This window comes from Devosia sp. T2-14 (assembly GCF_055397495.1).
Genome location: NZ_AP027921.1, coordinates 2,405,494 through 2,428,644, shown reverse-complemented (window position 1 = coordinate 2,428,644; position 23,151 = coordinate 2,405,494). Strand labels below are relative to the sequence as shown.

At 64.5% G+C, this 23,151-nt stretch carries 23 protein-coding genes; 6 read left to right on the top strand and 17 right to left on the bottom strand.

Annotated features, from left to right (window positions below):
- Window positions 1–176: 176 nt before the first annotated feature.
- Together ACZ5WT_RS11965 and ACZ5WT_RS11960 are read left to right on the top strand one after the other, a co-directional pair.
- A complete protein-coding gene (locus ACZ5WT_RS11965) occupies window positions 177–722 on the top strand; it encodes a response regulator (protein ID WP_464284020.1) in 546 nt (181 codons plus the stop codon).
- An 84-nt stretch (window positions 723–806) separates the two neighbouring features.
- Window positions 807–1,112, top strand: coding sequence for a DUF6958 family protein (locus ACZ5WT_RS11960; protein WP_464284019.1), 306 nt, complete (start codon window positions 807–809; stop codon window positions 1,110–1,112).
- Here the strand turns inward: ACZ5WT_RS11960 and ACZ5WT_RS11955 are convergent.
- Together ACZ5WT_RS11955 and ACZ5WT_RS11950 are read right to left on the bottom strand one after the other, a co-directional pair.
- Window positions 1,097–1,678: an LOG family protein gene (locus tag ACZ5WT_RS11955; RefSeq protein WP_464284018.1), complete on the bottom strand. Its 582-nt coding sequence runs from the start codon at window positions 1,676–1,678 to the stop codon at window positions 1,097–1,099. The two genes, ACZ5WT_RS11960 and ACZ5WT_RS11955, sit on opposite strands and share 16 nt — an antisense overlap.
- Window positions 1,675–3,189 (bottom strand): helicase HerA-like domain-containing protein, encoded by a 1,515-nt coding sequence (locus ACZ5WT_RS11950; RefSeq protein ID WP_464284017.1) that lies wholly within the window; start codon window positions 3,187–3,189, stop codon window positions 1,675–1,677. Before ACZ5WT_RS11950 ends, ACZ5WT_RS11955 begins: the two co-directional genes overlap by 4 nt.
- Before the next feature lie 122 nt (window positions 3,190–3,311).
- On the opposite strand from ACZ5WT_RS11950, the gene ACZ5WT_RS11945 reads away from it, so the two are divergent.
- Window positions 3,312–4,613, top strand: a complete 1,302-nt coding sequence (locus ACZ5WT_RS11945; RefSeq protein WP_464284016.1) for a TIGR03808 family TAT-translocated repetitive protein — start codon at window positions 3,312–3,314, stop codon at window positions 4,611–4,613.
- On the opposite strand, the gene ACZ5WT_RS11940 is transcribed toward ACZ5WT_RS11945, so the two are convergent.
- From ACZ5WT_RS11940 to ACZ5WT_RS11930, 3 genes are all read right to left on the bottom strand, one after another.
- Window positions 4,610–5,611, bottom strand: coding sequence for an asparaginase (locus ACZ5WT_RS11940; RefSeq protein ID WP_464284015.1), 1,002 nt, complete (start codon window positions 5,609–5,611; stop codon window positions 4,610–4,612). The genes ACZ5WT_RS11945 and ACZ5WT_RS11940 overlap by 4 nt on opposite strands.
- Window positions 5,612–5,699: 88 nt before the next feature.
- Window positions 5,700–6,038 (bottom strand): SH3 domain-containing protein, encoded by a 339-nt coding sequence (locus ACZ5WT_RS11935; protein WP_464284014.1) that lies wholly within the window; start codon window positions 6,036–6,038, stop codon window positions 5,700–5,702.
- Window positions 6,039–6,146: 108 nt separating this feature from the next.
- On the bottom strand, window positions 6,147–6,569 hold the full coding sequence (locus ACZ5WT_RS11930; protein ID WP_464284013.1) for a hypothetical protein: 423 nt from the start codon (window positions 6,567–6,569) through the stop codon (window positions 6,147–6,149).
- A 226-nt stretch (window positions 6,570–6,795) separates the two neighbouring features.
- Here ACZ5WT_RS11930 and ACZ5WT_RS11925 point away from each other — a divergent pair, with 226 nt between their 5' ends.
- Complete coding sequence (locus tag ACZ5WT_RS11925) at window positions 6,796–7,665, top strand: NAD-dependent epimerase/dehydratase family protein (RefSeq protein ID WP_464284012.1); 870 nt, start codon at window positions 6,796–6,798, stop codon at window positions 7,663–7,665.
- Window positions 7,666–7,682: 17 nt separating this feature from the next.
- On the opposite strand, the gene ACZ5WT_RS11920 is transcribed toward ACZ5WT_RS11925, so the two are convergent.
- The 9 genes from ACZ5WT_RS11920 to ACZ5WT_RS11880 all read right to left on the bottom strand — a co-directional run bounded on the left by ACZ5WT_RS11920 (window position 7,683) and on the right by ACZ5WT_RS11880 (window position 18,785).
- Entirely contained in the window at window positions 7,683–9,344 is a 1,662-nt protein-coding gene (locus tag ACZ5WT_RS11920) for a urocanate hydratase (protein ID WP_464284011.1), read from the bottom strand.
- Between the two features lie 93 nt (window positions 9,345–9,437).
- A complete protein-coding gene (locus tag ACZ5WT_RS11915; protein WP_464284010.1) occupies window positions 9,438–10,529 on the bottom strand; it encodes a DUF917 domain-containing protein in 1,092 nt (363 codons plus the stop codon).
- Window positions 10,529–11,782 carry a Zn-dependent hydrolase gene (locus ACZ5WT_RS11910; RefSeq protein WP_464284009.1) on the bottom strand — a complete coding sequence of 418 codons (1,254 nt, stop codon included), beginning with the start codon at window positions 11,780–11,782 and terminating at the stop codon, window positions 10,529–10,531. The genes ACZ5WT_RS11915 and ACZ5WT_RS11910 overlap by 1 nt, the downstream gene beginning before the upstream one ends.
- Window positions 11,779–13,137: a dihydroorotase gene (locus ACZ5WT_RS11905; protein WP_464284008.1), complete on the bottom strand. Its 1,359-nt coding sequence runs from the start codon at window positions 13,135–13,137 to the stop codon at window positions 11,779–11,781. The genes ACZ5WT_RS11910 and ACZ5WT_RS11905 overlap by 4 nt, the downstream gene beginning before the upstream one ends.
- A gap of 50 nt (window positions 13,138–13,187) precedes the next feature.
- Window positions 13,188–13,940, bottom strand: a complete 753-nt coding sequence (locus tag ACZ5WT_RS11900) for an ABC transporter permease (protein ID WP_464284007.1) — start codon at window positions 13,938–13,940, stop codon at window positions 13,188–13,190.
- Window positions 13,937–14,872: an ABC transporter ATP-binding protein gene (locus tag ACZ5WT_RS11895; protein WP_464284006.1), complete on the bottom strand. Its 936-nt coding sequence runs from the start codon at window positions 14,870–14,872 to the stop codon at window positions 13,937–13,939. The genes ACZ5WT_RS11900 and ACZ5WT_RS11895 overlap by 4 nt, the downstream gene beginning before the upstream one ends.
- Entirely contained in the window at window positions 14,869–16,062 is a 1,194-nt protein-coding gene (locus ACZ5WT_RS11890; RefSeq protein ID WP_464284005.1) for an ABC transporter permease, read from the bottom strand. Before ACZ5WT_RS11890 ends, ACZ5WT_RS11895 begins: the two co-directional genes overlap by 4 nt.
- Window positions 16,063–16,245: 183 nt before the next feature.
- Window positions 16,246–17,157 carry a glycine betaine ABC transporter substrate-binding protein OsmF gene (gene osmF, locus ACZ5WT_RS11885; RefSeq protein ID WP_464284004.1) on the bottom strand — a complete coding sequence of 304 codons (912 nt, stop codon included), beginning with the start codon at window positions 17,155–17,157 and terminating at the stop codon, window positions 16,246–16,248.
- A gap of 83 nt (window positions 17,158–17,240) precedes the next feature.
- Window positions 17,241–18,785, bottom strand: a complete 1,545-nt coding sequence (locus ACZ5WT_RS11880; RefSeq protein ID WP_464284003.1) for an aromatic amino acid lyase — start codon at window positions 18,783–18,785, stop codon at window positions 17,241–17,243.
- Between the two features lie 99 nt (window positions 18,786–18,884).
- Here ACZ5WT_RS11880 and ACZ5WT_RS11875 point away from each other — a divergent pair, with 99 nt between their 5' ends.
- Both ACZ5WT_RS11875 and ACZ5WT_RS11870 read left to right on the top strand, forming a co-directional pair.
- On the top strand, window positions 18,885–20,018 hold the full coding sequence (locus ACZ5WT_RS11875; RefSeq protein WP_464284002.1) for a LysR family transcriptional regulator: 1,134 nt from the start codon (window positions 18,885–18,887) through the stop codon (window positions 20,016–20,018).
- A gap of 74 nt (window positions 20,019–20,092) precedes the next feature.
- Window positions 20,093–21,358 (top strand): DUF3422 family protein, encoded by a 1,266-nt coding sequence (locus ACZ5WT_RS11870; RefSeq protein WP_464284001.1) that lies wholly within the window; start codon window positions 20,093–20,095, stop codon window positions 21,356–21,358.
- A 53-nt stretch (window positions 21,359–21,411) separates the two neighbouring features.
- On the opposite strand, the gene rhaM is transcribed toward ACZ5WT_RS11870, so the two are convergent.
- Genes rhaM through ACZ5WT_RS11855 form a run of 3 tightly spaced genes read right to left on the bottom strand, consistent with a single transcriptional unit; the run spans window position 21,412 to window position 23,137 of the window.
- The gene (rhaM, locus tag ACZ5WT_RS11865; protein ID WP_464284000.1) at window positions 21,412–21,744 is read right to left on the bottom strand and encodes an L-rhamnose mutarotase; all 333 of its coding nucleotides are present in this window, start codon (window positions 21,742–21,744) and stop codon (window positions 21,412–21,414) included.
- The gene (locus ACZ5WT_RS11860) at window positions 21,741–22,736 is read right to left on the bottom strand and encodes an ABC transporter permease (RefSeq protein ID WP_464283999.1); all 996 of its coding nucleotides are present in this window, start codon (window positions 22,734–22,736) and stop codon (window positions 21,741–21,743) included. The genes rhaM and ACZ5WT_RS11860 overlap by 4 nt, the downstream gene beginning before the upstream one ends.
- The gene (locus tag ACZ5WT_RS11855) at window positions 22,733–23,137 is read right to left on the bottom strand and encodes an endonuclease domain-containing protein (RefSeq protein WP_464283998.1); all 405 of its coding nucleotides are present in this window, start codon (window positions 23,135–23,137) and stop codon (window positions 22,733–22,735) included. The genes ACZ5WT_RS11860 and ACZ5WT_RS11855 overlap by 4 nt, the downstream gene beginning before the upstream one ends.
- Window positions 23,138–23,151: the final 14 nt, after the last annotated feature.

Sequence of the window (23,151 nt, the reverse complement as noted above, 5' to 3'; positions counted from 1 at the left end):
GACTTTCGCCAAGGCGCTGCCCGGCGCAATTTGACTGCAAAACCCGCCCGCTTCGCGCTGGCGGGTTTTTTCGTTAACGCCAAGATTTCCCCCATCATTTCTGTGGTTTCGCTTGGCCACACTTCAATGGTATCGTTGGGCGTGGTAACGCTTCGTTTACTTTCCGAGGGTCCCGCGTGTCCGAGCCAACCAAGGTCGTTGCCATTATTGCGGCGAATTCTGCGCTTTCGTCGTTGCTGGCGATGGTTGTGGCGGGCGACTCGCATCTCGAGGTCCGCCAGTTCGACAGCGACCTCGACCTCATTGCCTTCATGCGCGTTACCCCGATCGATATGCTGGTCTGCGATTTCGATCGCGATGGCCGCCCGGCTTTCGAGATGGTCGAGTCCATCCGCCTGAACAATTCGCTGATCAGCCAGGAAGTCCCCGTCATCGCGCTAACGCGGACCATCACGCCACCCATGCGCCATCAGGCCATCAGCGCCGGCATTGACGAAGTCATCATCAAGCCGATGTCGCCGCGCCACCTGTTGCAGCGCATCCAGGCCCGCCTGCGCAAGCGCACGGTCGTGGGCTCGCCGGGTGGCTATCGCGGGCCGGACCGGCGCAACCGCATCGCCATGCCGACGCCAAGCCCGCTCCCCGCCCGCCGGTCGACTGACAACGTGATTCCGTTGTTCCCCGATCGCCGCAAGCCACGCCATCCCGGCCTCGAAGGCTAACACCGCCTGCCATTTGGCCTTGCGCCCCTCCCCTTCTGCGACGACGATGCGCAGCGGCGCGATGTTGCGCTGGGATGAGGCCCCATGGCGAAGCAGGAACCCGAAAAATACTTGATGGAGAACGCCGTCTCCCCCGGTCACACGACGCGGGTGGACAAGGACAAGTTCGACGACATGAAAGCGGCGGTTCTCAAGGTGCTGCCATCCGAAGCGCCCGGCATGACGCCGGCCGAGCTGCGCGAAGCCATCGCTCCGCATATTTCGCAGGCCTTCTGGCCCAATGGCGAAAAGGCGGGATGGTGGATGAAGGGCGTTCAGCTCGACCTGGAAGCCAAGGGCGTGATCGCCCGGGGCAGCACCAAGCCGGTAAAGCTTTACCGGCTCATCTGACGGGCTTCGGTGACCAGCCGGCTCATGCGCGCCCACAGGTCCTCGATGGTGTCGGCAAACTGCACGGCGCGCTCATGGCCCGGCAGCCCCGGCGACAGCACGTCGGCCGCAAAGCCGCGCATCACCTCATAGGCACGATGGCGGTTGAGCATGATGACAGGCACATTTCGGCCGCTCGCCTTGGCCGCGGCCCAGGCACCAAACAGCATCGATGAGGAGGCCAGGGACCCTGGAAGGGCAACATAGGCCTCGGCCAGTTCCGCGATGCGGGCCAGGCGCTCTTCACGCGTGGGCAGCACTTCCGTCGCCACCCCGGCCAGGGCCGGCGGCAGCACGATGGCCGTATCGGCGATCAGCTGCACCCTGCCCCCCGCCGCCCGCGCAGCGGTGATCAGGGGCACCGGGATCACGCCGTCTTCTGCGATGCAGATCATGTTGGCGCCGCGCTTAGCGAAATAGGTGCCGGTCTGGCTCATGATCGAGGCGCGCTCGGCGTCGCCGGGTCCGCGATCCGATGCGAAAACGGCGACGCAAAGAGCCGTGTTGGTCAAATCTGTCACCATCATTTGCCGCGCTTCAGCCCGCCGAGAATGCCGCGCACCAGCGCGTCGCCGAGCCGGTTGGCCACGGTGCGCGCCAGCGAGTTCATCGCGGCTTCAGTCGGAGTCTGGCGGGTCGAGGCACGGGGGCGCGAAGCAGGTGCACGGCCCGTCGACTGCCCATAGTCCTGATAGCTCCGCTCCCGCTTGAGGCGCTCGTCATCGACCTGCTGGCGCTGTTCGGCCAACTGCTTGTCGCGCGTGCGGCGGCCCAGCACTTCGAAGGCGGAGTCGCGGTCAATCGGGTTGTCGTAGAGGCCTGCAACGGGCGAGCTGGCAATGATCGACTCGCGTTCGGCGGGCGTGATCGGCCCCACCTGCGCGGAGGGCGGGCGGATGAGCGTGCGGCCCACCATGGAGGGAATGCCCTTGTCTTCCAGCACCGAGACCAGCGCTTCGCCGATGCCGAGCTGGGTGATCACCTCGGCGGTCGAGAAGGCCGGATTGGGGCGGAACGTATCGGCCGCCACCTTCACTGCCTTCTGCTCGCGCGGCGTATAGGCACGCAGGGCGTGCTGCACGCGGTTGGCCAGTTGGGCCAGCACGGATTCCGGGATATCGACCGGGTTCTGTGTCACGAAATAGACGCCGACACCCTTGGAGCGCACCAGTTTGACCACCTGCTCGACCTTGTCGATCAGGACCTTGGGGGCGCCATCGAACAACAGGTGGGCTTCGTCGAAGAAGAAGACCAGCTTGGGCTTATCGAGATCGCCCACTTCGGGAAGCTCTTCGAACAGTTCCGAGAGCATCCACAGCAGGAACATCGAATAGAGCCGGGGCGAGCGCATTAGCTCGTCGGCGGCCAGGATCGAGATGAAGCCGCGGCCATCGCGGTCGGTACGCATCAGGTCGGCGATTTCGAGCGAGCGTTCGCCGAAGAAATTTTCCGCGCCCTGCTGCTCGAGCACCAGCAGCCCGCGCTGGATCGCGCCGATGGAGGCAGTCGAGACGTTGCCGTAGGAGGCCGAGATTTCCTTGGCGCGTTGCTGCACATCGACCAGCAGGGCACGCAGGTCCTTGAGGTCAAGCAGTAGCAGGCCTTCGTCGTCGGCCACCTTGAAGGCGATGTTGAGCACGCCTTCCTGCGTCGGATTGAGTTCGAGAATGCGGCTGAGCAGCAAGGCGCCCATTTCCGACACCGTAGCGCGGATCGGATGACCCTGGCGGCCGAACAGGTCCCAGAAGATCACCGGGAACACGTCGTCGCGGTAATCGTCGAAGCCGATATCCTTGGCGCGCTGCGTCTGCCAGCCCTGCGCTGCGCCCATCTTGCTGACGCCGCTGAGGTCGCCCTTGATGTCGGCGGCAAAGACCGGAACGCCCGCAGCCGAGAAGCCTTCGGCCAGCACCTGCAGTGTCACCGTCTTGCCCGTGCCCGTTGCGCCAGTCACCAGACCATGGCGATTGCCATATTTCAGAGCCAGGTATTCGGGCTGCGTGCTGGTCCCGAGAAAGATCTTGTCGTCAACGAGCATTCGCGCCGCCCTATCTTGAGGTGCGTTCTTATAGACGCCCGCGTTGCCTTGGGACAACTCGTAACTCTGTTTTCCATTGCCGATGGCGCAAAAGCCCGCCTCGCGGCACTATCCGGATCATGATGCAAAGCAAGCTCCGCCGCCGTCACATCCTCGCTGGCCTCGCCGCAACTGGCGTAGTTGCGCCCATGGCAGCCCGGGCGCAACCTGTGCTCGACGCCACGGCGCTGGGCGTGCTGCCCAATAGCGAAACCGACCAGACGGCTGCGCTGCAGCAGGCCCTCGATCAGGCGGCGAAGGCAGGGCAAGTGCTGCGCCTTCCCGCGGGCGTCATCCATGCCGCCGGGTTGACCTTCCCGGGCAATCTTACCGTCGAAGGCGTGACCGGGGCCACGGTGCTGGCGCAGTGGCAGGCTGGCGTGGTCGGAACCATTGCGGGGCGTAGCGCCATCGTGTTGCGCGATATCGGCTTTCGGGCCGAGGCCGGGGCTGAAGCGCTGCTGACCATTACCTCCAGTGAAGCCGTGACACTCGAGCGCTGCGACTTCGACAGTGCCGCCATCGGTCTCGATATCGCCGATTCGGCCGTCACCATCCGCGACTGCCGGTTCAACGACATGGGCGATGCGGCCATTCATTCCATGAACAGCCGGGGCCTGCTGATTTCGGGCAACCGGATCGAAGGGTGCGGCAATGCCGGTATCCGAATCTGGCGCAGCCAGAGCGGCCCCGATGGCTCCATCGTCACCGCCAATCGCATTGCGAAGATCGACTGGCGCGGCGGCGGCAACGGGCAGAATGGCAATGGGATCAACGTATACCGCGCCGACGAAGTCATCGTCGCCGACAATCACCTCGCCGACTGCGCGTTTTCGGCCATCCGCCTCAACAGCACCAACGATAGCCAGGTCAGCGGCAATACCTGCCTGCGCTCGGGCGAAGTGGCTGTTTTTTCCGAATTCGCCTTTTCAGGCTCGATCATCGCCGGGAACATCGTCGACGGCGCGGCCCAGGGCATTTCGATCACCAACCTGGACAATGGCGGGCAACTGGCCGTGTGTTCAGGCAATATCGTGCGCAACATCGCGCCGATATCGCTGGTAAACCCCGATACCAATCCTGTCGGCATCGCCGCAGAGGCGGAAACCGCCATTACCGGCAATACCGTGCAAGGTGTTCCGGGGATCGCCATCGCGGCCGGGTTCGGGCCCTATCTGCGCAATGTGCTGATCTCGGCCAATGTGGTTTCCAACAGCCTGATCGGCATCGGCGTCAGCGTGGTGGATGGCGCCGGGCCGGTCTATATCGGCCAGAACGCCATCGCCGCCGACACGCACGCGGTTGTGGGCCTTGCCTGGTCCGAGATCGTCGAACCAGACCTGCTGGGCAATGCGGCCCGCTACAGCAACGTAACGGTTGCCTAGCGCGCCGCTGCCCGCAACTCCCCCACTTCGGCTCCGCGCACGCTCTTGATGGGCTGGTGAGCCAGCGTTTCGAGCAGCGCGCGCTGCTCTGCATCGGGATCGGCATGCTGCAGCAGCATCGCGGCCAGCATGGCCTGTGAGGCGGCCATATTGCCGTCGTCGCATTTGAGGGCATAGCCCCAGCCCTTGTCGCGAATGGCGCCGCATTGCACGCCTTCCGCGCCGATCTTCTGCATCAGGCGCCCCTTGAAGGCGGTCATCAGCAGTGTATCGGCATGGCCGGTTCCTGCGACGAGGTGCGGATGGCGCGTGGCGGCGTCGAACAGGCGCCTCGCCGCCGTGGCGAGTTCGGGCGCAAGGCCGGTTCCTGTCGCCATGCGGGCGAAGCCAAAGGCAAAGGCCCGCAGGGGGGCTGCGAAAGTGGGGATCGAGCAGCCGTCGGTGCCGCAGCGGCTTTCGCTCAGGCTTTCACCGATTACGGCCTCAACGGCCGCGCGCACCTGCTTCTGCACCGCATGGTCACGGCCCACATAGCCTTGGGTCGGCACGCCCATGGCCTGCGCCACGCTGAGCATGCCGGAATGCTTGCCGGAGCAGTTGTTGTGTAGCGCGCTCGGCTTGGCCCCCGCTTCGCGCAGCTTTTCGCGCGCCTCGGCATTGGTTGGCTGATGCGCGCCGCATTCGAGATCGGTGACCGAGAGCCCCATGCGCCCCAGCCAGTGGCTTACACCGGAGACATGGGCGTCTTCGCCATGATGGCTGGCGCAGGCCAGAGCCAGTTCTTCATCGGTATGGTGGAAGCGCTCTTCTGCATGCTGGGCGAAAATGGGCAGCGCCTGCATGGATTTGATGGCCGAGCGCGGAAAGATGGGCCGCTCGATATCGCCCGCCGAGGCGATGATGGCGCCCGCGCCATCGACGATCACATAGGCGCCACGGTGGCGGTTTTCGATCCAGTTACCGCGAACGGTTTCGGCAAGAACGGGATTGGCATCCATCAAAAAAACTCCGGTCCAGACTGTCTTGAGAACAGTGCAGGACCGGAAAAGTCAACAGAGCATGGGAAGGAGGCAGGCACGGCGGATTTTAGCGGTCCCAGTCGGAGACCACGGTGAGGTAGCGCGAATTGACCCAGCCGCGGGTGTTGCGGGTGTCAACGAGGCACCAGTCGGCACCCGACTGGGCTTCGATGCAGCGCTCGACCCAGACATGGCTGCCGGGGGCGAAGGCGCCGACCTTCTGCGAATAGGAGGCGGGCCACTTGCGGACATTGAGCTGGTCCCACTTGGCGACGCCGCTGACGCGGGCCAACTGATCGACCGAATAGCCGGCAGCCATGGTGGGCTGGACGGCAAAGGCGCTGGCGGCGACAACGACCAGACCGCAGAGTGCGCCGACGAGAACTTTTTCCTGGTGCTTGTTCATTTGGTATCCCTCCGGACTGATCGTTTGTTGAGACCACATTGCCCCACCCCGTTTGAACTGCGCCTGAGACCGACGTTCAGATAGCGTTCATGTGGCGGGCAGCACGGCTCATTTCATGCTGCGCTGATGGACATAGAGGGTGATGGTGTTGCCGCCGGCGAAGCGCAGGGACACCACGTCGTGCTGGTCGTAGCCTTCGGCATCGAGCGCGCGCATCAGGGTGGCGTTACGGGCGATCGGCAGGCGGAGCGTGTCGACATTGCCGGCCACAAACAGCCAGCCATAATCCTCGAGTTCGCCTGCGACCTTGTCCTCACAAACCGGCACCAGATGAACGGGCTGGCCGTTGATGGCGGCGACCTGGCTGCGGGTCACGCGGGGCATGTAATTGAGCTGGTAGGCGCATTCCGTGTCGTTGACCGAGGGGGAAGACGGCTTCCCGCCCGGGGCAGCGACCTGGGCCATGCTGGGCAAAGTGGCGGCGGACATTGCGAGGCCGGACAGAACGGCGAGTGTGGCAAGCTTGAACATTTCAGGTCTCCTCTACCTGGGGTTGCGCCCCGGATTTGCGGGGCTGTCGATGGCTGTCATCGACCTTGGCAGCGGTTATGACCTCAGGCGTTTGAACCGGCGCTGAGACGCTCGTTCATTTCCGGTTTACCACTCACAAAGCGGCTCCGGCCGATTGGCAGCGGCCGGTTTCGGCCCTAGGCTCGGCATTCGACGCGACGATAATCGCGCGACAGAGGAGGCGCGTTTGACCAAGGTTCTGGTGACGGGTGGCAGTGGCAAACTCGGGCGCGCAGTGCTGCGCGACCTGGTGACCCATGGCTATGACGTGCTCAATGTCGACCAGCATCCCCTGGCCGATCCCGTCTGCCCGAGCGTGCGCGTCGACCTCACCAATTTCGGCGAAGTCGCGGCCGCGATCCTGGGTGGCGTGGATGAGCGCAAGGGGCCATTCGATGCCGTGGTGCACCTGGCGGCCATCCCGGCGCCGGGTCTGGCGGCCAATGCACGCATCTTCGCCAACAATGTCCCGACGACCTATAATGTGTTCGAGGCATGCAGGCTGGCAGGCATCAAGAACGTGGTTTTCGCCTCCAGCGAGACTGTGCTCGGCCTGCCCTTCGACACGCCCCCGCCCTATGCACCGGTGGATGAGCAATATTATCCGCGCCCGGAATCCGCTTATTCCCTGGGCAAGCTGCTCGACGAAACCATGGCGGCGCAGTTCTGCCGCTGGGACCCTGCCCTGCGCATTGTCGGGCTGCGCTTTTCCAACGTGATGAATCCCGAGGATTACCGGGCTTTTCCCAAATTCGACGCCGATCCGACCAGCCGGAAATGGAACCTCTGGGGCTATATTGACGCCCGAGATGGAGCGCAGGCGGTGCGGCGCGCCATCCAGGCTGACTTCACCGGCTTTGAGGCTTTCATCATTGCCAATGCCGATACGGTGATGGGCCGGTCCAGCATGTCTCTGCTGGCGGAGGTGTTTCCCACCGTGCCGATCAAGGGGCACCTGACGGCCAATGGCACCTTGCTATCGATCGAAAAAGCCAAGCGGATGCTGGGCTATTCGCCCCAATATAGCTGGCGGAGCGAGCTGGCCGGCAAGGGCTGAGCCCTCGCCGGAACGCGTCAGCCCACCGGGATGTGCGGGATGTTTTTCGTGGAGATTTCTTCCAGACTTTCTTCATAACCGGCATCGGCGTAGCGCATCACGCCAAGGGCGGTGTCGTTGGTGAGAGCGTGCTCCAGCCGCTCGTCGGCGGCCGGGGTGCCGTCGGCCACCACGGTGACGCCGGCCGAGGTCATGAAGCCCGCATAGCCACCGCCGCCCGAATGCACCACGACCAGATCGGCCATGGACGAGCAGAGCAGCATCGCGTCCAAAAGGGGCCAATCGGCAATGGCATCTGAGCCATCCTTCATGTTTTCGGTCATGATATTGGGGTGCGCCATGGCGCCCGCATCGAGGTGATCGCGGCTGAAGGCAACGGGGCCTTCGAGGGTGCCATCGGCCACCATGGTGTTGACGGCACGCGCCAAAGCGGTGCGTTCGCCGTGTCCGAGCCAGGCGATGCGGGCGGGAAGACCCTCGAATGGCACATGTTCGCGAGCCAGATTGATCCAGTTGGTGACGATCTTGTTGTCAGCAAACATGTGCAGCAATCTGGCATCTATCTTGCGAATATCTTCCGGATTGCCGGAAAGAGCCATCCAGCGGAACGGCCCAATGGCGCGCGCGAAAAGTGGTCGCAGATAGGCCTCGGTGAAAATCGGAATATCGAAGGCGTTTTCGACGCCACCGGCCTTGGCATGGGTGCGGATCAGATTGCCATTGTCGAACACTTCGCTCCCCGCCTGCTGGAAGGCGAGCATGGCGCGGACGTGATCGACGATGGAGGCGCGGCTGGCGGCCATCAGCTGGCCGGGGCCCTCAACGCGGAGACGCCGAACCTCATCAAGCGACATGCCCTTGGGGATATAGCCATAGACCAGATCGTGCGCCGAGGTCTGGTCGGTGACGATATCGGGGACGATGCCGCGGCGGGCGATCTCGGGATAGATCTCGGCGGCATTGCCGACGAGGCCGATGGAGGTGGCGCGCTTTTCGGCGACCGCCTTGTCGATCATGGCGAGGGCGGTATCGAGATCGGGGGCGATCTCCTCAAGGTAGCCGATTTCGCGGCGCTTGGCAGCGCGGTCGGCGTCGATGTCGATGCAGAGGATGGCGGCGCCGGCCATGCGACCGGCCAGCGGCTGCGCGCCGCCCATGCCGCCGAGGCCAGCGGTGAGAATGAAGCGGCCGGCGAGATCGCCGCCGAAGCGGTTTTCGGCGATGCGCATGAAGATTTCATAGGTGCCCTGAATGACGCCCTGACTGCCGATATATTGCCAGGCGCCGGCGGTGAGCCCGCCCCAGCAGATCAGGCCCTTTTTCTCCAGCTCATAAAACACTTCGGCCTTGGCCCATTGGCCGACGATATTGCAATTGGCCATGATGACCAGCGGCGCCTTGGCGTGGGTCTTGAGCAGGCCGATGGGCTTGCCGGACTGGATGACCAGCGTCTGGTCTTCATCCATGCGCAGCAGCGTTTCGACGATGGCCTTGTGGCTGGCCCAATTGCGCGCCGCCTTGCCCAAGGCCGCGTAGACGATGAGGTCATCGGGGTTCTCGCCGACGCTCAGCACGTTCTCGAGCAGGCGCAGCAGGGCCTCCTGCCGCCAGCCCTTGGCGCGCAGCTCGGGACCGCCAGGAATGGGAAAGTTGGGGTGGCGGGGATTGGGTGTGGGCATGGTGCTAACTTTCACTGAGCGAGCAAAAAGCGCGGTGTCATCCCGGCCTTGAGCCGTTGCCCCGGCTCGGGCCCGGGTGACATCGAGTGTGAATTAGGTGCGACGGCCATCCAGCGCGTATTTCGCCAGCTCGATGCCCATGCGCTCTTCAACGAACGGGTAGACGGTGGGGTCGAGGACGCTGGAGCTGAGGGGGATGACCGTTTTGGGGACGTGCAGGACGAAGATCTGCATGCCGACCTGCAACTGGCCGACACTGAGCGGTTCGCCATCGGCCGAGAGGGTGGTCAGCACGTCGGGGAAGGTCGCGATGCGCGTGCCGGACTTGTCGTCGACCGCCAAATATTCGTTCATCACATGCAGCACTTCGCCGGAAGCCAGTGTCACTGTGCCGATATCGAAGGCTTCCTTGGTGTAGACGACCGATTTGTCGGTGATGACACCTTCCACCAGAATGGAGCCGCCCGTGGTTTTGGCGATAGTTTCGATGATGGCGGTACCGCCACGTCCCTCGGCAGCCAAAATCGCTTCACCAAGCTTGAGCGCCAGCGAGATGCCGCCCAATGCGGCGTGCTTCTGCACGTAGCTGGCGCGCAGCGGATTGCGGCAGGAGGCGATGAAGCCGCCCGACTGATCGGCGGCCGTGCGCAGGATGGGCGACACCTTGGCGGTGGCGCCGCGCGTCACCAGTTCGATATAGCGGTGCTCGGAGCGGTTGCCGCCCACCGCCGTCTGGATCATCTGCTCGGGCGAGCCGGCCATGCCGATGGAGCCCATATCGCCGGTGGGGTGGGCGCGGATATCGCCCACCGCATCGACCACCTTGGTGCCGAGCACCGCCGAGGGCAGCCAGCCATTGAGGGTGGAGGACTTGCCGTTTTGCCCGACCATCAGGCCGCTGAGCTTTTCGCCCAGCGCATCCTGCAGGAGCTGGACCGCCTTGATGTAGTCGACGCCCTGCATTTCCCAGGGCGTCGTGGAAGCGGGCGCGCCGATGGCAGCGGCAGTGGCCACCCAATCATCGGCGTCGAGTTCTTCGATGCTGACAAGTTCCGGCTTGCCGACGCTGACGGCGGCCATGCCCAGCATGCGGCCGTGATCGGCCCAGCCGCCGCCGCCTGCCGCATAGACCGAGCCTCCGCGCACGGCGGCTTCGACGTCCTTTTCGGTGAGAATGCGGCCCATCAGTTCGTCCTCTGCAATCGTGTATCGAGCGCCAGCACCGCATCGAGCAGCACGGCGGTTCCCAGTGCGATATCGTCGCTGCTGGCCATTTCGTCGGGCGCGTGGCTGCGGCCATCAACGCAGGGCACGAAAATCATCGCGGCCTTGGTGATGCGCGTCATCCACGCGGTGTCGTGCCCTGCCCCCGACGCCATGCGGCGGTGGCGCGCGCCGGCGCTTTCGCAGGCAGCATCGAGCACGTCGAGCAATTCGGGGTCGCATGGGGTCGGCTGATTGTCCGACACGATGCGCGGGGTGCTGACCGTGACGCCGGTTTTCTCGGCGATGGCGGCGACGCCCTTTTCCAGCTCATCAAGGAAACGATCCATGTCGTCGCGGAGTTCGGCGCGCGCATCGATCAGCATGCGCACCCGGGCGGGCACGACATTGGCGGCGTTAGGCGTCATCTCGAATTCGCCGACCGTGGCGGCGAAATGCTCTTCGCCCACCGAGAGGGCCTTGCCCAATTCCTCGACCCCCAGCGCGATCCAGGCGGCGGTGGTCAGCGCATCCTTGCGGGCGCTCATCGGGGTGGTGCCGGCGTGATCGGCGCGGCCATCGACGATGATCTCAATCCGGGTGATGCCGGCGATGGCGGTGACGACGCCGACATCGAGCCCTTCATTCTGGAGGACCGGGCCTTGCTCGATATGCAGTTCGAGAAAAGCCTTGATGTCGTCGCGCATGGCGATGCTGACGGGATCGCCGCCGACCTGGCGAATGGCCTTTTCCAGCGTCAGGCCATTGCTGTCGCGGGTGAGCCATTCCTCGGGGCGGGTGCCGCTGATGCCCCGGCTGCCAATGCAGGAGACGCCGAAGATCGAGACTTCCTCGGCGAGGAAGTCGACAATTTCCAGCGTGTGATCGAGCACCTTGCCCTGATCGTGAAGGGCGCGGGCCACTTCGAGCGCCGCAATCACCCCGGCAATGCCATCGAACCGGCCGCCATCGGGCACGGTATCGGAATGGGAGCCAAGCATGATGGTGCCCAGTTCGGGGCGGTTGCCCGGAATGGTGCCGATGAGATTGCCGGCCGCATCGATATGGGTGACGGCCCCTGCTTCGCGCATGGCCTTTTCCAGCCAGGCCCGGCCTTCGAGGAACATCGGGCTGAAGGCGCGGCGGGTATAGGGGCGATCGGGCTCGGTGATGGCGGCCAGCGCATCGATATCGGCCTCGATGCGGTCGGCGCGGACGGGGGAATTGGGAATCATGGGCGGGCCTCCGGCCGAACAAATCTCCCGAGTCCGGGGTCGGCGACCGTGGTGCCGTCGAAGACCTGCTGGCCGCGCAGATAGGTCAGGCCAACGGTCCAGGGCAGTTCGATGCCATTATAGGGGGACCAGCCGACGACGTTGTTGCCACTGGCGGCAGCGTCGTAGCGCTGCGGGCGCGGCAGTAGGACGGTGATATCTGCATCCTTGCCGGCGGTCAGCGCGCCCTTCTGGTGATCGAGACGGAAGTGGCGGGCGGGGTTCTCGGCCATGAGTTTTGCGGCCCAGGTGAGTGGGATCTCGCGTTCCAGCGCGCCCTTGACGAAGAGCGGCACCATGACCTCGAGTCCCGGCACGCCGGAGGCGTTGGCGAGCATGTCGGGATTGGTCTTGCGGTTTTCCGACCAGCTTACGTGATCGGTGGAGACCAGCGTGACATTGCCGTTGCGCACATGCTCCCAGAGCTTTTCGACTTCGGCACGGGGGCGGATCGGCGGGTTGATCTTGGCCTTGCCGCCGAGACGGCGGACGTCGTTTTCCTCATCGAGCGTCAGGTAGTGAATGCAGCACTCGATGGTGGCGGCAAAGCCCTGATCGCGATAGCTGCGGGCAATATCGTAGCCGCGGCTGAGCGAGCAGTGGACCACATGGGCGGCGCAGCCGGTGGCGGCGCCGGTTTCGTAGATCTGCAGCGAGGCCAGCAGCTCGGTCAGCGGCGGGCGGCTGAGGCCGTGGGCGCGATAATCGGTGATCCCCAGCGCCTTGGTCTTGGCCATGGCGGCGCGGACCATTTCGTCGTCTTCGTTGTGGACGCCAGCGGTGAGGCCGGTTTCGGCGATGGCGGCAAAGCACTCTTCAAGCAGCGCGGGGGGAATGCGCGGGAAGCGGATGGGATCGGTGCCGAAGGTGGAGAACTTGAAGGCGGCGACACCGGCCTCGGCCTGCTCGGCAATGCGGGCGGCGCCCTCTTCGGGGTTGATGGTGCCATAGAGCGCGAAATCGACCCGGGCCTGCGGGGTCGCATGGGCGACCTTCTTGCGGACGGCCTCGGCGGAGCAGACGAGATTGCCCTCGTCATAGGGCATGTCGACGATGGTGGTGACGCCACCGGCAGCGGCCGAACGGGTGGACCAGATGAAATCTTCCTGGTCCTTCTGGCTCAGTGAGTGGGTCTGCGCATCGATGGCGCCGGGCAGGATCAGCGCATCGCCCAGCACGTGGCGCTCGTGGGCCGAGGGAGCAATGCCCTCCCCCACATGGGCAACCTTGCCACCGCGCACGGCGACGTAGCCGTTCTCGATGACGAGATCGGGGAGGACGACGGTTCCGGACAGGGCGAGATCGAAATCAGACATGGTTCAGTTTCCCACAAGGGGGAGGGAGACGACTGGGAGCCCTGATGGGATCATGCCGCGGCCCTTCCGAGTTGGCCGGTGCGCGCCATGAGGAACCGCTCCAGCGCGGCCAGGGCGTCGTAGATCAGCACGGCGAGGACGCCGACGATGAGGCCGCCCTGTAGCACGAAGGCGGTGTTGCTCGAGAGCAGGCCCGCGATGATCACCTCGCCCAGCGTGCGCGCCGCGACTGTCGAGCCGATGGTGGCGGTGGCCAGCGAGATGACGACCGAGAGGCGCACGCCTGCCAGGATAACCGGCAGGGCCAGCGGCAGTTCCACCTTGAGCAGGCGCTGCCAGCCGGTCATGCCCATGCCCTTGGCGGCATCGGTGACGGTGGGCGGCAGGTTGGTGAGGCCGGTGAGAGTGTTCTCGAAAATCGGCAGCAGGCCATAGAGGAACAGCGCCACCAGCGTGGGCGCGGTGCCGAAGCCGAGCATGGGCACGGCCAGCGCCAGCACGGCCACCGGGGGAAAGGTCTGCCCGATATTGGCGAGGCTGCGCGAGAGCGGCAGGAATTCGGCGCCGAACGGGCGCGTGACGATAATGGCGAGACCCACCGCGATAATGGTGGCCGCGACGGTGGCGGCCAGCACGATGGCGAGGTGGTTCAGGGTGATATCGAGCAGGCTCCCCTGATTGTAGATGGCCGGCTGGGTGCTTTTGGCAAACTGGGCGAAGAAGCCGCTGAACAGGTCAGGGTTGACCAGGAACAGCACCAGGATCACGAAAACGATCAGGCGGATGAGGTTGCCGATGGTCATTGCGGCCTCGCGGCAAGCCGCGTGAGGGCGGCGCTGGTCACCATGCCGACGATCTGGCCATCGCGGCGCACCGGCAGGGCTTCGCGCCCCGACCACAACAGTTCGGCATAGGCATCGCGGAGGGAGGCGGTGGCGTCGATGGGCTCGCCATCGACCTGGCCGGGCTCGACGTGATCAGCGACTTTGGCGAGCGAGAGCAGGCGGAACGGGCGCTCGCTCTTGCCGATGAGCTCGGCAACAAAGGGGGTCGCCGGATTGGCGATGATCTCGGCGGGCCTGGCGCATTGCAGCAGCTTGCCCTTGTCCATCACGGCAATGGTATTGCCGAGGTGGATGGCCTCCTCCATGTCATGCGTCACCAGCACCACGGTGGTGCCGAAACGGCGCTGGATCGCCAGCAGGTCCTCCTGCGCCTTGGCGCGGATGACCGGGTCGAGCGCGCCATAGGGCTCGTCCATCAACAGGATCTTGGGTTCGGCTGCGAGGGCCCGGGCGACGCCGACGCGCTGCTGCTGGCCGCCGGAGAGTTCGTGTGGCAGGCGATCGCGGAATTCGGCGGGATCGAGCTGGAAGAGGCTGAGCAGCTCATCGACACGGGCGTCGATGCGGGCCTTGTCCCAGCCGAGCAGCTTGGGAACCGTCGCGACGTTCTGGCCCACGGTGCGGTGGGGAAACAGGCCATGCCCCTGGATGGCGTAGCCGATGCGGCGGCGCAGCTCGTAGGCGGGGATGCCGGCGATATCTTCGCCATCGATGCGGATGTGACCGGAGCTGGGGGTGACCAGCTTGTTGATCATGCGCATCAGGGTGGTCTTGCCGGACCCGGACGTGCCGACGATGACGCAGATGGTGCGTGGCTCGATGGTCAGCGTCACATGGTCGACGACGACCGTGCCGCTATAGTCCTTGGTGATATTGTCGATTTCGATCATGGCCGGCGCCCCCCGCGCGACGTCATTTCAACCAGCGCGTCCAGCACGACGGCAGCGGCAAAGGCCAGCGCCACGGTGGGAACCGCGCCCAACAGAACCAGGTCCATCGCCGTCTGGCCGATGCCCTGGAAAACGAAGACACCAAAGCCCCCGCCCCCGATCAGCGCCGCGATGGTCGCCAATCCGATATTCTGCACCAGCACAATGCGGATGCCGGTGAGGATCACCGGAAAAGCCAGCGGCAGTTCCACGCCCATCAGGCGCTGCGCGCCGGTCATGCCCATGCCCTTGGCGGCATCGACGGCGGCGGGCGACACGCTTTGCAGGCCCACCACGGTGTTGGAAACGATCGGCAGCAGCGAATAGGCGAACAGGGCCACCATGGCCGGGGCCACGCCGATGCCGGAAATGCCGATCGACGACGCGCCGGGAATATTCGCCGCGACCCAGGCCAGCGGCGCGATCAGCAGGCCGAACAGCGCGATCGAAGGAATGGTCTGGACGATATTGAGGACGTTGAGCACGGCGGCGCGCAGTGGGCGGACCTTGTAGCAGAGGATACCCACGGGCACGCCGACGACCATGGCGATGGCCACTGAACCGAAAGCCAACGCCAGATGGGTGCGCCCTTCGGCCCAGAAGGCGGCGGCGCGGGTGCCGTATTCCTTGAGAATGGAAAGGTCGTTCCAGGCGCCGCTCCACAGCAGCAATGCCGCCGCGACAGCAACCGCCAGCAAGATGCCGATGCGAACCAGCGGCTTGAACCGCAGGCGCGTCAGCGCATCGGTGACCAGAAGGGCGAAGGCAAAGGCCAGGAGCCAGAACCCGGCGCCGGGCGACACGCGGGCAAAGGTATCACCATCGGGCGTGAGATAGCTGCCCGACATGCCGATGAAGACAAAGAGCACTGCCAAGACGGCAAAGCCGACGATCAGCTTGATCCGCGCAGAAAACCGCAGCAGGGCAATGGCGAAGCCAGCCAGCAGAACGGCAAAAAGAATTCCGGTTTCGACGGCAGGTAGCGCGTCGAAGAGGGATTTGGGCTCGCCCTGCACGATGCGATTAGCGCGAAACAGGACGAAGGGCAGCGCGGCACCCGCGCCGGCGATCAGTGCGATGAGGACACCCAGCTTGTCGAGCGCCAGCCAGGCGGGCCGGTCTGTAACGGGGGATGTCTCGGCGATGGTCATGCTGGCTCCCGGCTGGCATTTTGCGGAGGCTCACCCCCACCCTTGATCCCTCCCCACAAGGGGGAGGGAGACGATGGGACGTCACGCCTTGGCATATACGCCGTCTGGCGCTCTGGACTGGCTTCCCTCCCCCTTGTGGGGAGGGAATGAGGGTGGGGGTAGTCCCCACGCCGTAGGAAAGCCCTACTTCAGGAAGCCGTTCTGGGTCAGGTAGTCGGTGGCAACGGCCGCAGCGGCTTCGCCGCCGACCTGAACGCGACCGTTGAGAGTCTGCAGGACTTCGAGGGTCAGGCCTTCAAAGACGGGCTTGAGCAGCTCTTCGATCTGCGGATGCTCGGCCAGCACGGCTTCGCGGATGATCGGCGCGGGCTGGTAGACCGGCTGAACGCCCTTGTCGTCTTCTAGAACCTTGAGGCCCGAGGGGGCGATGCCACCATCGGTGCCGTAGACCATGGCTGCGTTGACGCCGTTGGTCTGCTGGGCAGCAGCGGCGATCGTGGCGGCGGTATCACCACCCGACAGGGTGATCAGCTGGTCCGGCTTGAGGGTGAAGCCATAGACTTCCTGGAACTTGGGCAGTGCGGCAGGCGAGTTCACGAACTCGGCCGATGCAGCAAGCTTGACTTCGCCACCGCCGGCAACCCAGGCGCCGAACTCGCTGAAGGTATTGAGGTTATTGGCTTCTGCCACGTCGTTGCGGATGGCAACGGCCCAGGTGTTGTTGGCCGGGGACGGCGTGAGCCAGACGATCTTGTTGGCGTCGTAATCGAGCTTGGCCGCTTCGGCATAGGCAGAAGCCGCGTTGTTCCACAGCGGGTCATCGGCCTTGTCGAAGAAGAAGGCCGCGTTGCCGGTATATTCAGGATAGATGTCGATTTCGCCGGCGATGATCGCCTCGCGTACGATGGGCGTGCCGCCGAGCTGGATGCGGTCGGTCACGGCGATATCGTTGGCTTCAAGCACCTGCTTGATGATGTTCCCCAGGACCCCACCTTCGGTATCGATCTTGGAAGACACGACCACCTGAGCATTCGCGGCGGTCACTGAGATGGCGAGCGCAGCGACGGCACTCAGGAGTTTTGATGTGAGGCGCATTGGTTTCTCCAGTTTTTATCCGAGTCCCAGACCCGGCTGTCCCTAACGTAGCGTCTTGGCAGAAATGGGCGAGGCTGCTGGTGCTAGTCCACAGGCCCCAGTGCGAAAAACTCGTCCAATTCCATAATCGTTGAGTGGGAAATTAGTTCGTTCATGAAGTCGTCGGAGGTGAGAGCCTGTTCGACAGCTTCAACTTCGGACGATAGCGGGCGGTCTGACCGATATGTGTCAGCATGCCGCCGGACCAGCGAATAGACGATGGCCGGGACGTTGCCCGGACGATCGCCCGAGATATCCATGGCCTGCGCGGCCAGCATGGCTTCAAGCGCCGCAAGACGCTGCAAGGCCAGGATCTGGCGCTCGAAACGCTCGACGACCAGCGGCAGGAAAGCAGCCTCATCCTCGATGCCCCCGGCCACCACCATGGACATGGGCGAAATCGCCTGGGTCATGGTGAGGACGCGGGCAAACAGCTCCCCGGCCAGCTTGATGATGGGCCCAAAGCCGGTAGCGATGGAGCCCGGATAGACGAGATTGACCGGCAGGTCGCGCCGCCCGCCATTGCCCAGCAGTACGCAGCGATTGAACGAATTGCGCGCGATATGGGCGAGGCCCAACTGCGCGGTCTGCAGGAACACCGTGACATCGAGAGGAAGCGAGCCGCCCGAGGTGAGCACCTGCCCGCCCGCAACCACCGGATTGTCGTCGGTGCGGCCGGTGGCGGCCAGCAGGATCTTACCCGCGGCAACCAGCGTCTCGAAGCCGGTGGCGAAGACCTGGCTCATCATGCGCAGGCTCAGCGGGTCTTGAATATGGGTGGCGTCGGGCCAGTCCCAGCCCTTGGCATTGAAGTAGAGCCAGGCTCCGATGCCGGCTTCGCGCTCGGTACCGACATGGGCCACCGCTTTCCACGGATCGCGCGAGGCGCCGAGCGCCCCGGCAGTGGTGAGGCCGGTGGCCAGCATGACGCGCACGGTGGCGGCTGCATCGCGCAGGGCATTGGCTGCCGCCGCAAATCCCACGGCATTGGTGGAAATGGACGCAAGGCTATCGCGGGGTGCGAGGCGGAAAGAGGACAGGCCAGCGGCGGCCAGGGCATCGCCGGCCGGCAGGCGCGCGCCGCCATACATGGCCTCGCCCGAGCCGGTCAACACCGCACCGATCTGGCCCATCAGGCCAATATCGGCGCAGCCAATCGAGCCGGTGCGGCGCACGACCGGCACCACGTCGTTGGACAGGAGCGCGAGGAACGCGTTCACCAGATCGGGGGTGCAGCCGACGCGGCCGGTCAGGGCCATGTTGACGCGAATGGCCATCGCCGTGCGGACGGTTTCGCTGGAAAAGGCGTCGCCGGTGCCGAAGTGATGGGCGCGCACCAGGCCCATGTTGAAATCGTCGAGCTGATCGGCCGACCACTCGATGTCCTTCATGGCGCCGACGCCGGTGGTGGAGCCGTAGACGGGCTGGCCGTGGGCCATGGCCTCTTCGATGATGTGGCGCGCATTGGCGACCCGCTCCATCGCCTCGCCATCGGCGACCAGAGGCGCCTTGCGCCCCCCGATGCGGGCAATATCGGCGAAGCTCAGCGGCTTGCCGCTAAGGGTGATTGGAGCACTACGGAGGTTCATCGCCAGTTCGTTCATGATGGTGACGCTATTGGATAGATCTGGAACATGGGATATCCCATTTATTGAACAGGCTATGTGGTTTTTCCGTGGAGTGAGCAGATGGACACCGCAACGCTGATCGCGGTGGATACGGTGCTGCAATTGCACAGCATTCGGGCGGCGGCGCGAGCGCTCGGCCGGCCCGCCTCGACCATCGCCGTTTCGGTATCGCGGTTCGAGGCCGAGATATCGGTGCGGCTGGTGGAGCGGGCGGGCTCGGGGCTGGTGACGCGGCTCGATGGGGTGCGGCTGGAGGCCGATATTGCAGCGGCCGCAGCGCTGGCGCGGGCCATCTCGCCGGACAAGGCCATCCGGCTCGATGCGCTGCAGCGCTTTGTCGAGATTGTCGGCCAGGGCAGCATCAGGCGGGCGGCGCGCAGCATGGGCATGGGCCAGCCGCAACTGTCGCGGCAGATCGCCCAACTCGAGACTGTGCTGGGCACGTCGCTGCTTGAGCGGGCGATTGGCGGCTCGGCCGCAACTCCGGCCGGGACGCGGCTGATGGAACAGGCGGAACAATTGCTGGCGGTGTGGCAGCGGCTGGCCAGCGCTTCGGGCGAGCGGTTTCGTAAGAGCGTTTCGACCGCGCGGCTCGGCTCAGTCGTGCCGCTGGGCTATGAGAGCGAAATCGCGCGCATGGTGGCCAACCTGGCCGCGCGCTGGCTCGCGGAGCGGCCACGTGCACCGCTGTTTGTGAGTTCCACCACCGCCGACGACCTGCTGGCGGGCCTCAAGAGCGGGGTGTTCGACGCGGCTTTGCTCGATACCGATGTTCTGCCGCCCGATCTCGACGGGCGGATGATGGGGCAGACGGCACTGGCCATTGTCGGGGGCAACGGAGCGGGAGCCAGTATTGCCGATGCACTGCTATCGGGGCCACTGGCAGTGCCGAGCGCCCGCAGTGGCTTGCGCCAGCGCATAAATGCCGCGCTGGATGATCATTTGGGCGATGCCAAGCGCAGCAGCCTGCGGCTGATCGAGGTCGATTCCATTCCGGTGATCGTCAATCTGGTGCTCAATCACGGCTTCATCTCGGTGCTGCCGCTGGCTTCGGTAAAAAGAATCGGTGCGGGATTGCCTTTTCTGCCGCTGCCGGAGCGTTATGACCTGGGGTTCTGGCTGAGCTGGTCGCGCGGGAATCCGGGGGTTGCGCAAGCTATCCTGGCCAGTATCGACCAAAGTTCTGCGCCGTAACGCCACGTTGCCAAAGCGAATTTGACGGCGCCACATCGCATATCTGCCCCGTTTGGGCGGTATCGGAGCACCCTATGGCCGCAGCCCTACTCGTCGATCACCCCTACCGCGCCGCGATCATGGAAGAAGTCCATGCGCGCCCCGTCGAGATCATCGACGATTTCTGCCGGCTACGCCGGCTGGTCGTGGTCATGCCGGCCCAGGCCGGGGCGATGATGAGCGTGTTCAACCGCTTCACCGAATTCTGCAGCCAGCAAGGTGTCGAGGTTCCGGCAGCCACCAGCCGCCAGCACAGCTTCAATACCGCAACCCGGCACGTGACCTGGGAATTCCACACCGAATTCGTCACCGTGACCTGGCGCAGCGCCCCCGACGACAAGGAAAACTGGCCCGGCGATATCGGGCTGGAAACGCTGGGCGATGGCCTGCTGATCGGCGCAATGCGGCTGGACGTGATCGCCGACAGCACCATTCCCGAATATCTGGTGCCCGGCTTCAATCTCGCCAGCCTCTGCCTGGCGGACGTTGAAAACGGCAAGGCGCAGGTGGCCACCGACTTCGTGCCCGATGCCGACCGCTATACAAGGTTCGAACTGGCCGCAGGTGGACTGTCGGTGCTGCGCCGATCGATCATCGTCCGCCGGCTGCTCGAAATCGAGACCTACCGCACCATGGCCCTGCTCGGCTTGCCTCTGGCACGCGCGGCCAATCCCGAACTGCGGACCGTCGAAATCGAGCTGACTGAACTGGTGGAGAGACTTTCGGAAGCGACCACGGCTGAGACCGTGCAGACCGCACTGACTCAGCTGCATGCACTATCGGTGCGGTCGGGGCAGCTATCGGAGCGGCTCGGATATCGCTTTGCGGCGGGGCACGCCTATGGCGACGTGCTGCGCATGCGGCTGGGCGGCATTCGCGAGAATTCGACCACGCGCGGTTCGACGCTCACCCATTATATCAGCAACCGTGTCGATCCCGGGCTGGCGACTTGCGCCGCGATGGAAAAGCGCCTCGCCGTGCTGTCGGACAAGATCGAGCGCGCCATCGGCATGCTCAATGTGCGCATCGGCGTCGACATGCAGGTGCAGAATTCGGCCGTGCTCGACAGCATTGCCCGCACCGGCCGCAGCCAGTTCCTGCTGCAGCGCACGGTGGAAGGGCTCTCGACCATCGCCATCAGCTACTACCTGCTCGGCATCGTCGGCTACGCGCTAGCGGGCCCGCTGGAAGTGGCGCACTGGAACAAGACCATGGCGCTGTCGATTGCCGCGCCATTCGTGCTGTTATTCGTGTGGCTGATGGTGCGGGCGATCCGGAAGTCGCACGAGCCGAAGCACTAGCATTTGCGCGGGGTCATTCCGGCGGCGGCCGGAATGACATCGACTGCGTGGCACTATTTCATCCAGAACATCGGCGCCAGGTCGATGGAGATGGGCTCGTTCTTTTCGTTGGTGGCCATGACGTCGGCCATGTGTGCCCACCAGCGCTGCATGACCGGTGTGCTGGGCAGATCGGCCATGGTGTGGTCGCGCCGACGCCAGAGGACGCCGAAGAGGATGTTGGTCTCTTCGTCGAGGTGGATGGAATAATCCTTCACCCCGGCCTCGTGCAGCAGGTCGACCAGCTCGGGGAAAATCTCGTCGTGGCGCTTCCGGTATTCGGCGGCCATGCCCGGATTGAGCTGCATCTTGAAGGCCTGCTTTTCGTAATCGCCGTCGATGATCATGCGCGCTGCCTCCACATGCGGAACAGGATAGGCAGTGCGATCACCACGATCAGCAATGAGCCGGTGAAGATGGTCATGACGATGCCGGGCACGTTGAGCAGGCCCAGGCCGAAGGTCACAAGGCCGACGATCATCGCGGCCAGCACCACGCCGAGGATCGAACCCGCGCCACCCAGGATCGAGACGCCGCCAAGCACGACCATGGTGATGGCTTCGAGCTCGAAGCCCTGCGCGATAGACGGACGGGTGGAGCCGAGGCGCGCAGTCAGCAGCACCGCCGCGACGCCGCTCATCAGGCCGGTGAGGCAGAACAGAATGAACTTGACCCGTTCGACACGGACCCCGGAGAAGCGCGCCGCGACATCATTGTTGCCGATGGCATAGACCCGGCGGCCGAAATTGGTGCGGTGCAGCAGAACCCAGTAGAGCACGGCGCAGAGGGCGAACAGCGCCAGTTCGAACGAGATCACGCCCCAGACATAGCCCTGCCCGAACCAGGAAAAGCTCTTTGGGTAGCCTTTGAAGCTCTGGTCGCCGAGCACGATGAAGGCGATGCCGCGGAAGAGGCTCATCGTGCCGATGGTGACCACGATCGAGGGGAGCCTGAGCCCGGTGACGAGAAAGCCATTGAACGCGCCGCAGAGCACGCCGACACCGACGCCAACCGCGACAAGGACCGGCGTATCGGCACCATATTGCAGCGCCAGGCCCATCATGGTGGAGGCCAGCGCGATGATCGCGGCCACGGACAGGTCGATCTCGCCAGAAATGATCAACAACGCCATAGCCAGCGCGATCAGCGCCTTCTCGGTGAAGTTGAAGGTGAGATCGGACAGGCTCCACGGATTGAGGAAATAGGGCGAGGCGAAGGAATTGATGATGAAAATCGCCACGGCCACGAGCACGAGCAGCGACTCCCAGCTCAGGACAGCGGATTTGATCGGGTTATCGAGCCGATCGGGGAGCGTGCGGTGGAGGGGGGTGTCGGTCATGGCTGATTGTCGTCCGATCCACCGCGTGGGCTTCCCTCCCCCCTGTGGGGAGGGAGTGAGGGTGGGGGTTGGTTGAGCGCCGTAAGAATGGAGGTCATCACGCCGTCGATGTTGCGCATGACGTCAGAATTGAAGACGCGCAGAATGCGATAGCCTTGGGCTGCAATCAGCACGTCGCGGCGGGCGTCGTAGATGAGCGCCTGATCGGTGGCATGTGTGTCGCCGTCAACTTCAACGACGAGGCGGTGCGCGTGACAGGCAAAGTCGGCGTAGTAAGGGCCCAACTGTACCTGACGACGGAAATGGTATCCGAGAGGACGCAGCTCACGGAGTGCGTTCCAGAGCCTAGCCTCCGGCGCGGGCATGGCCTTGCGGAGTTCTCTTGCGCGTTCAATGCCCAAACCGACCCCCACCC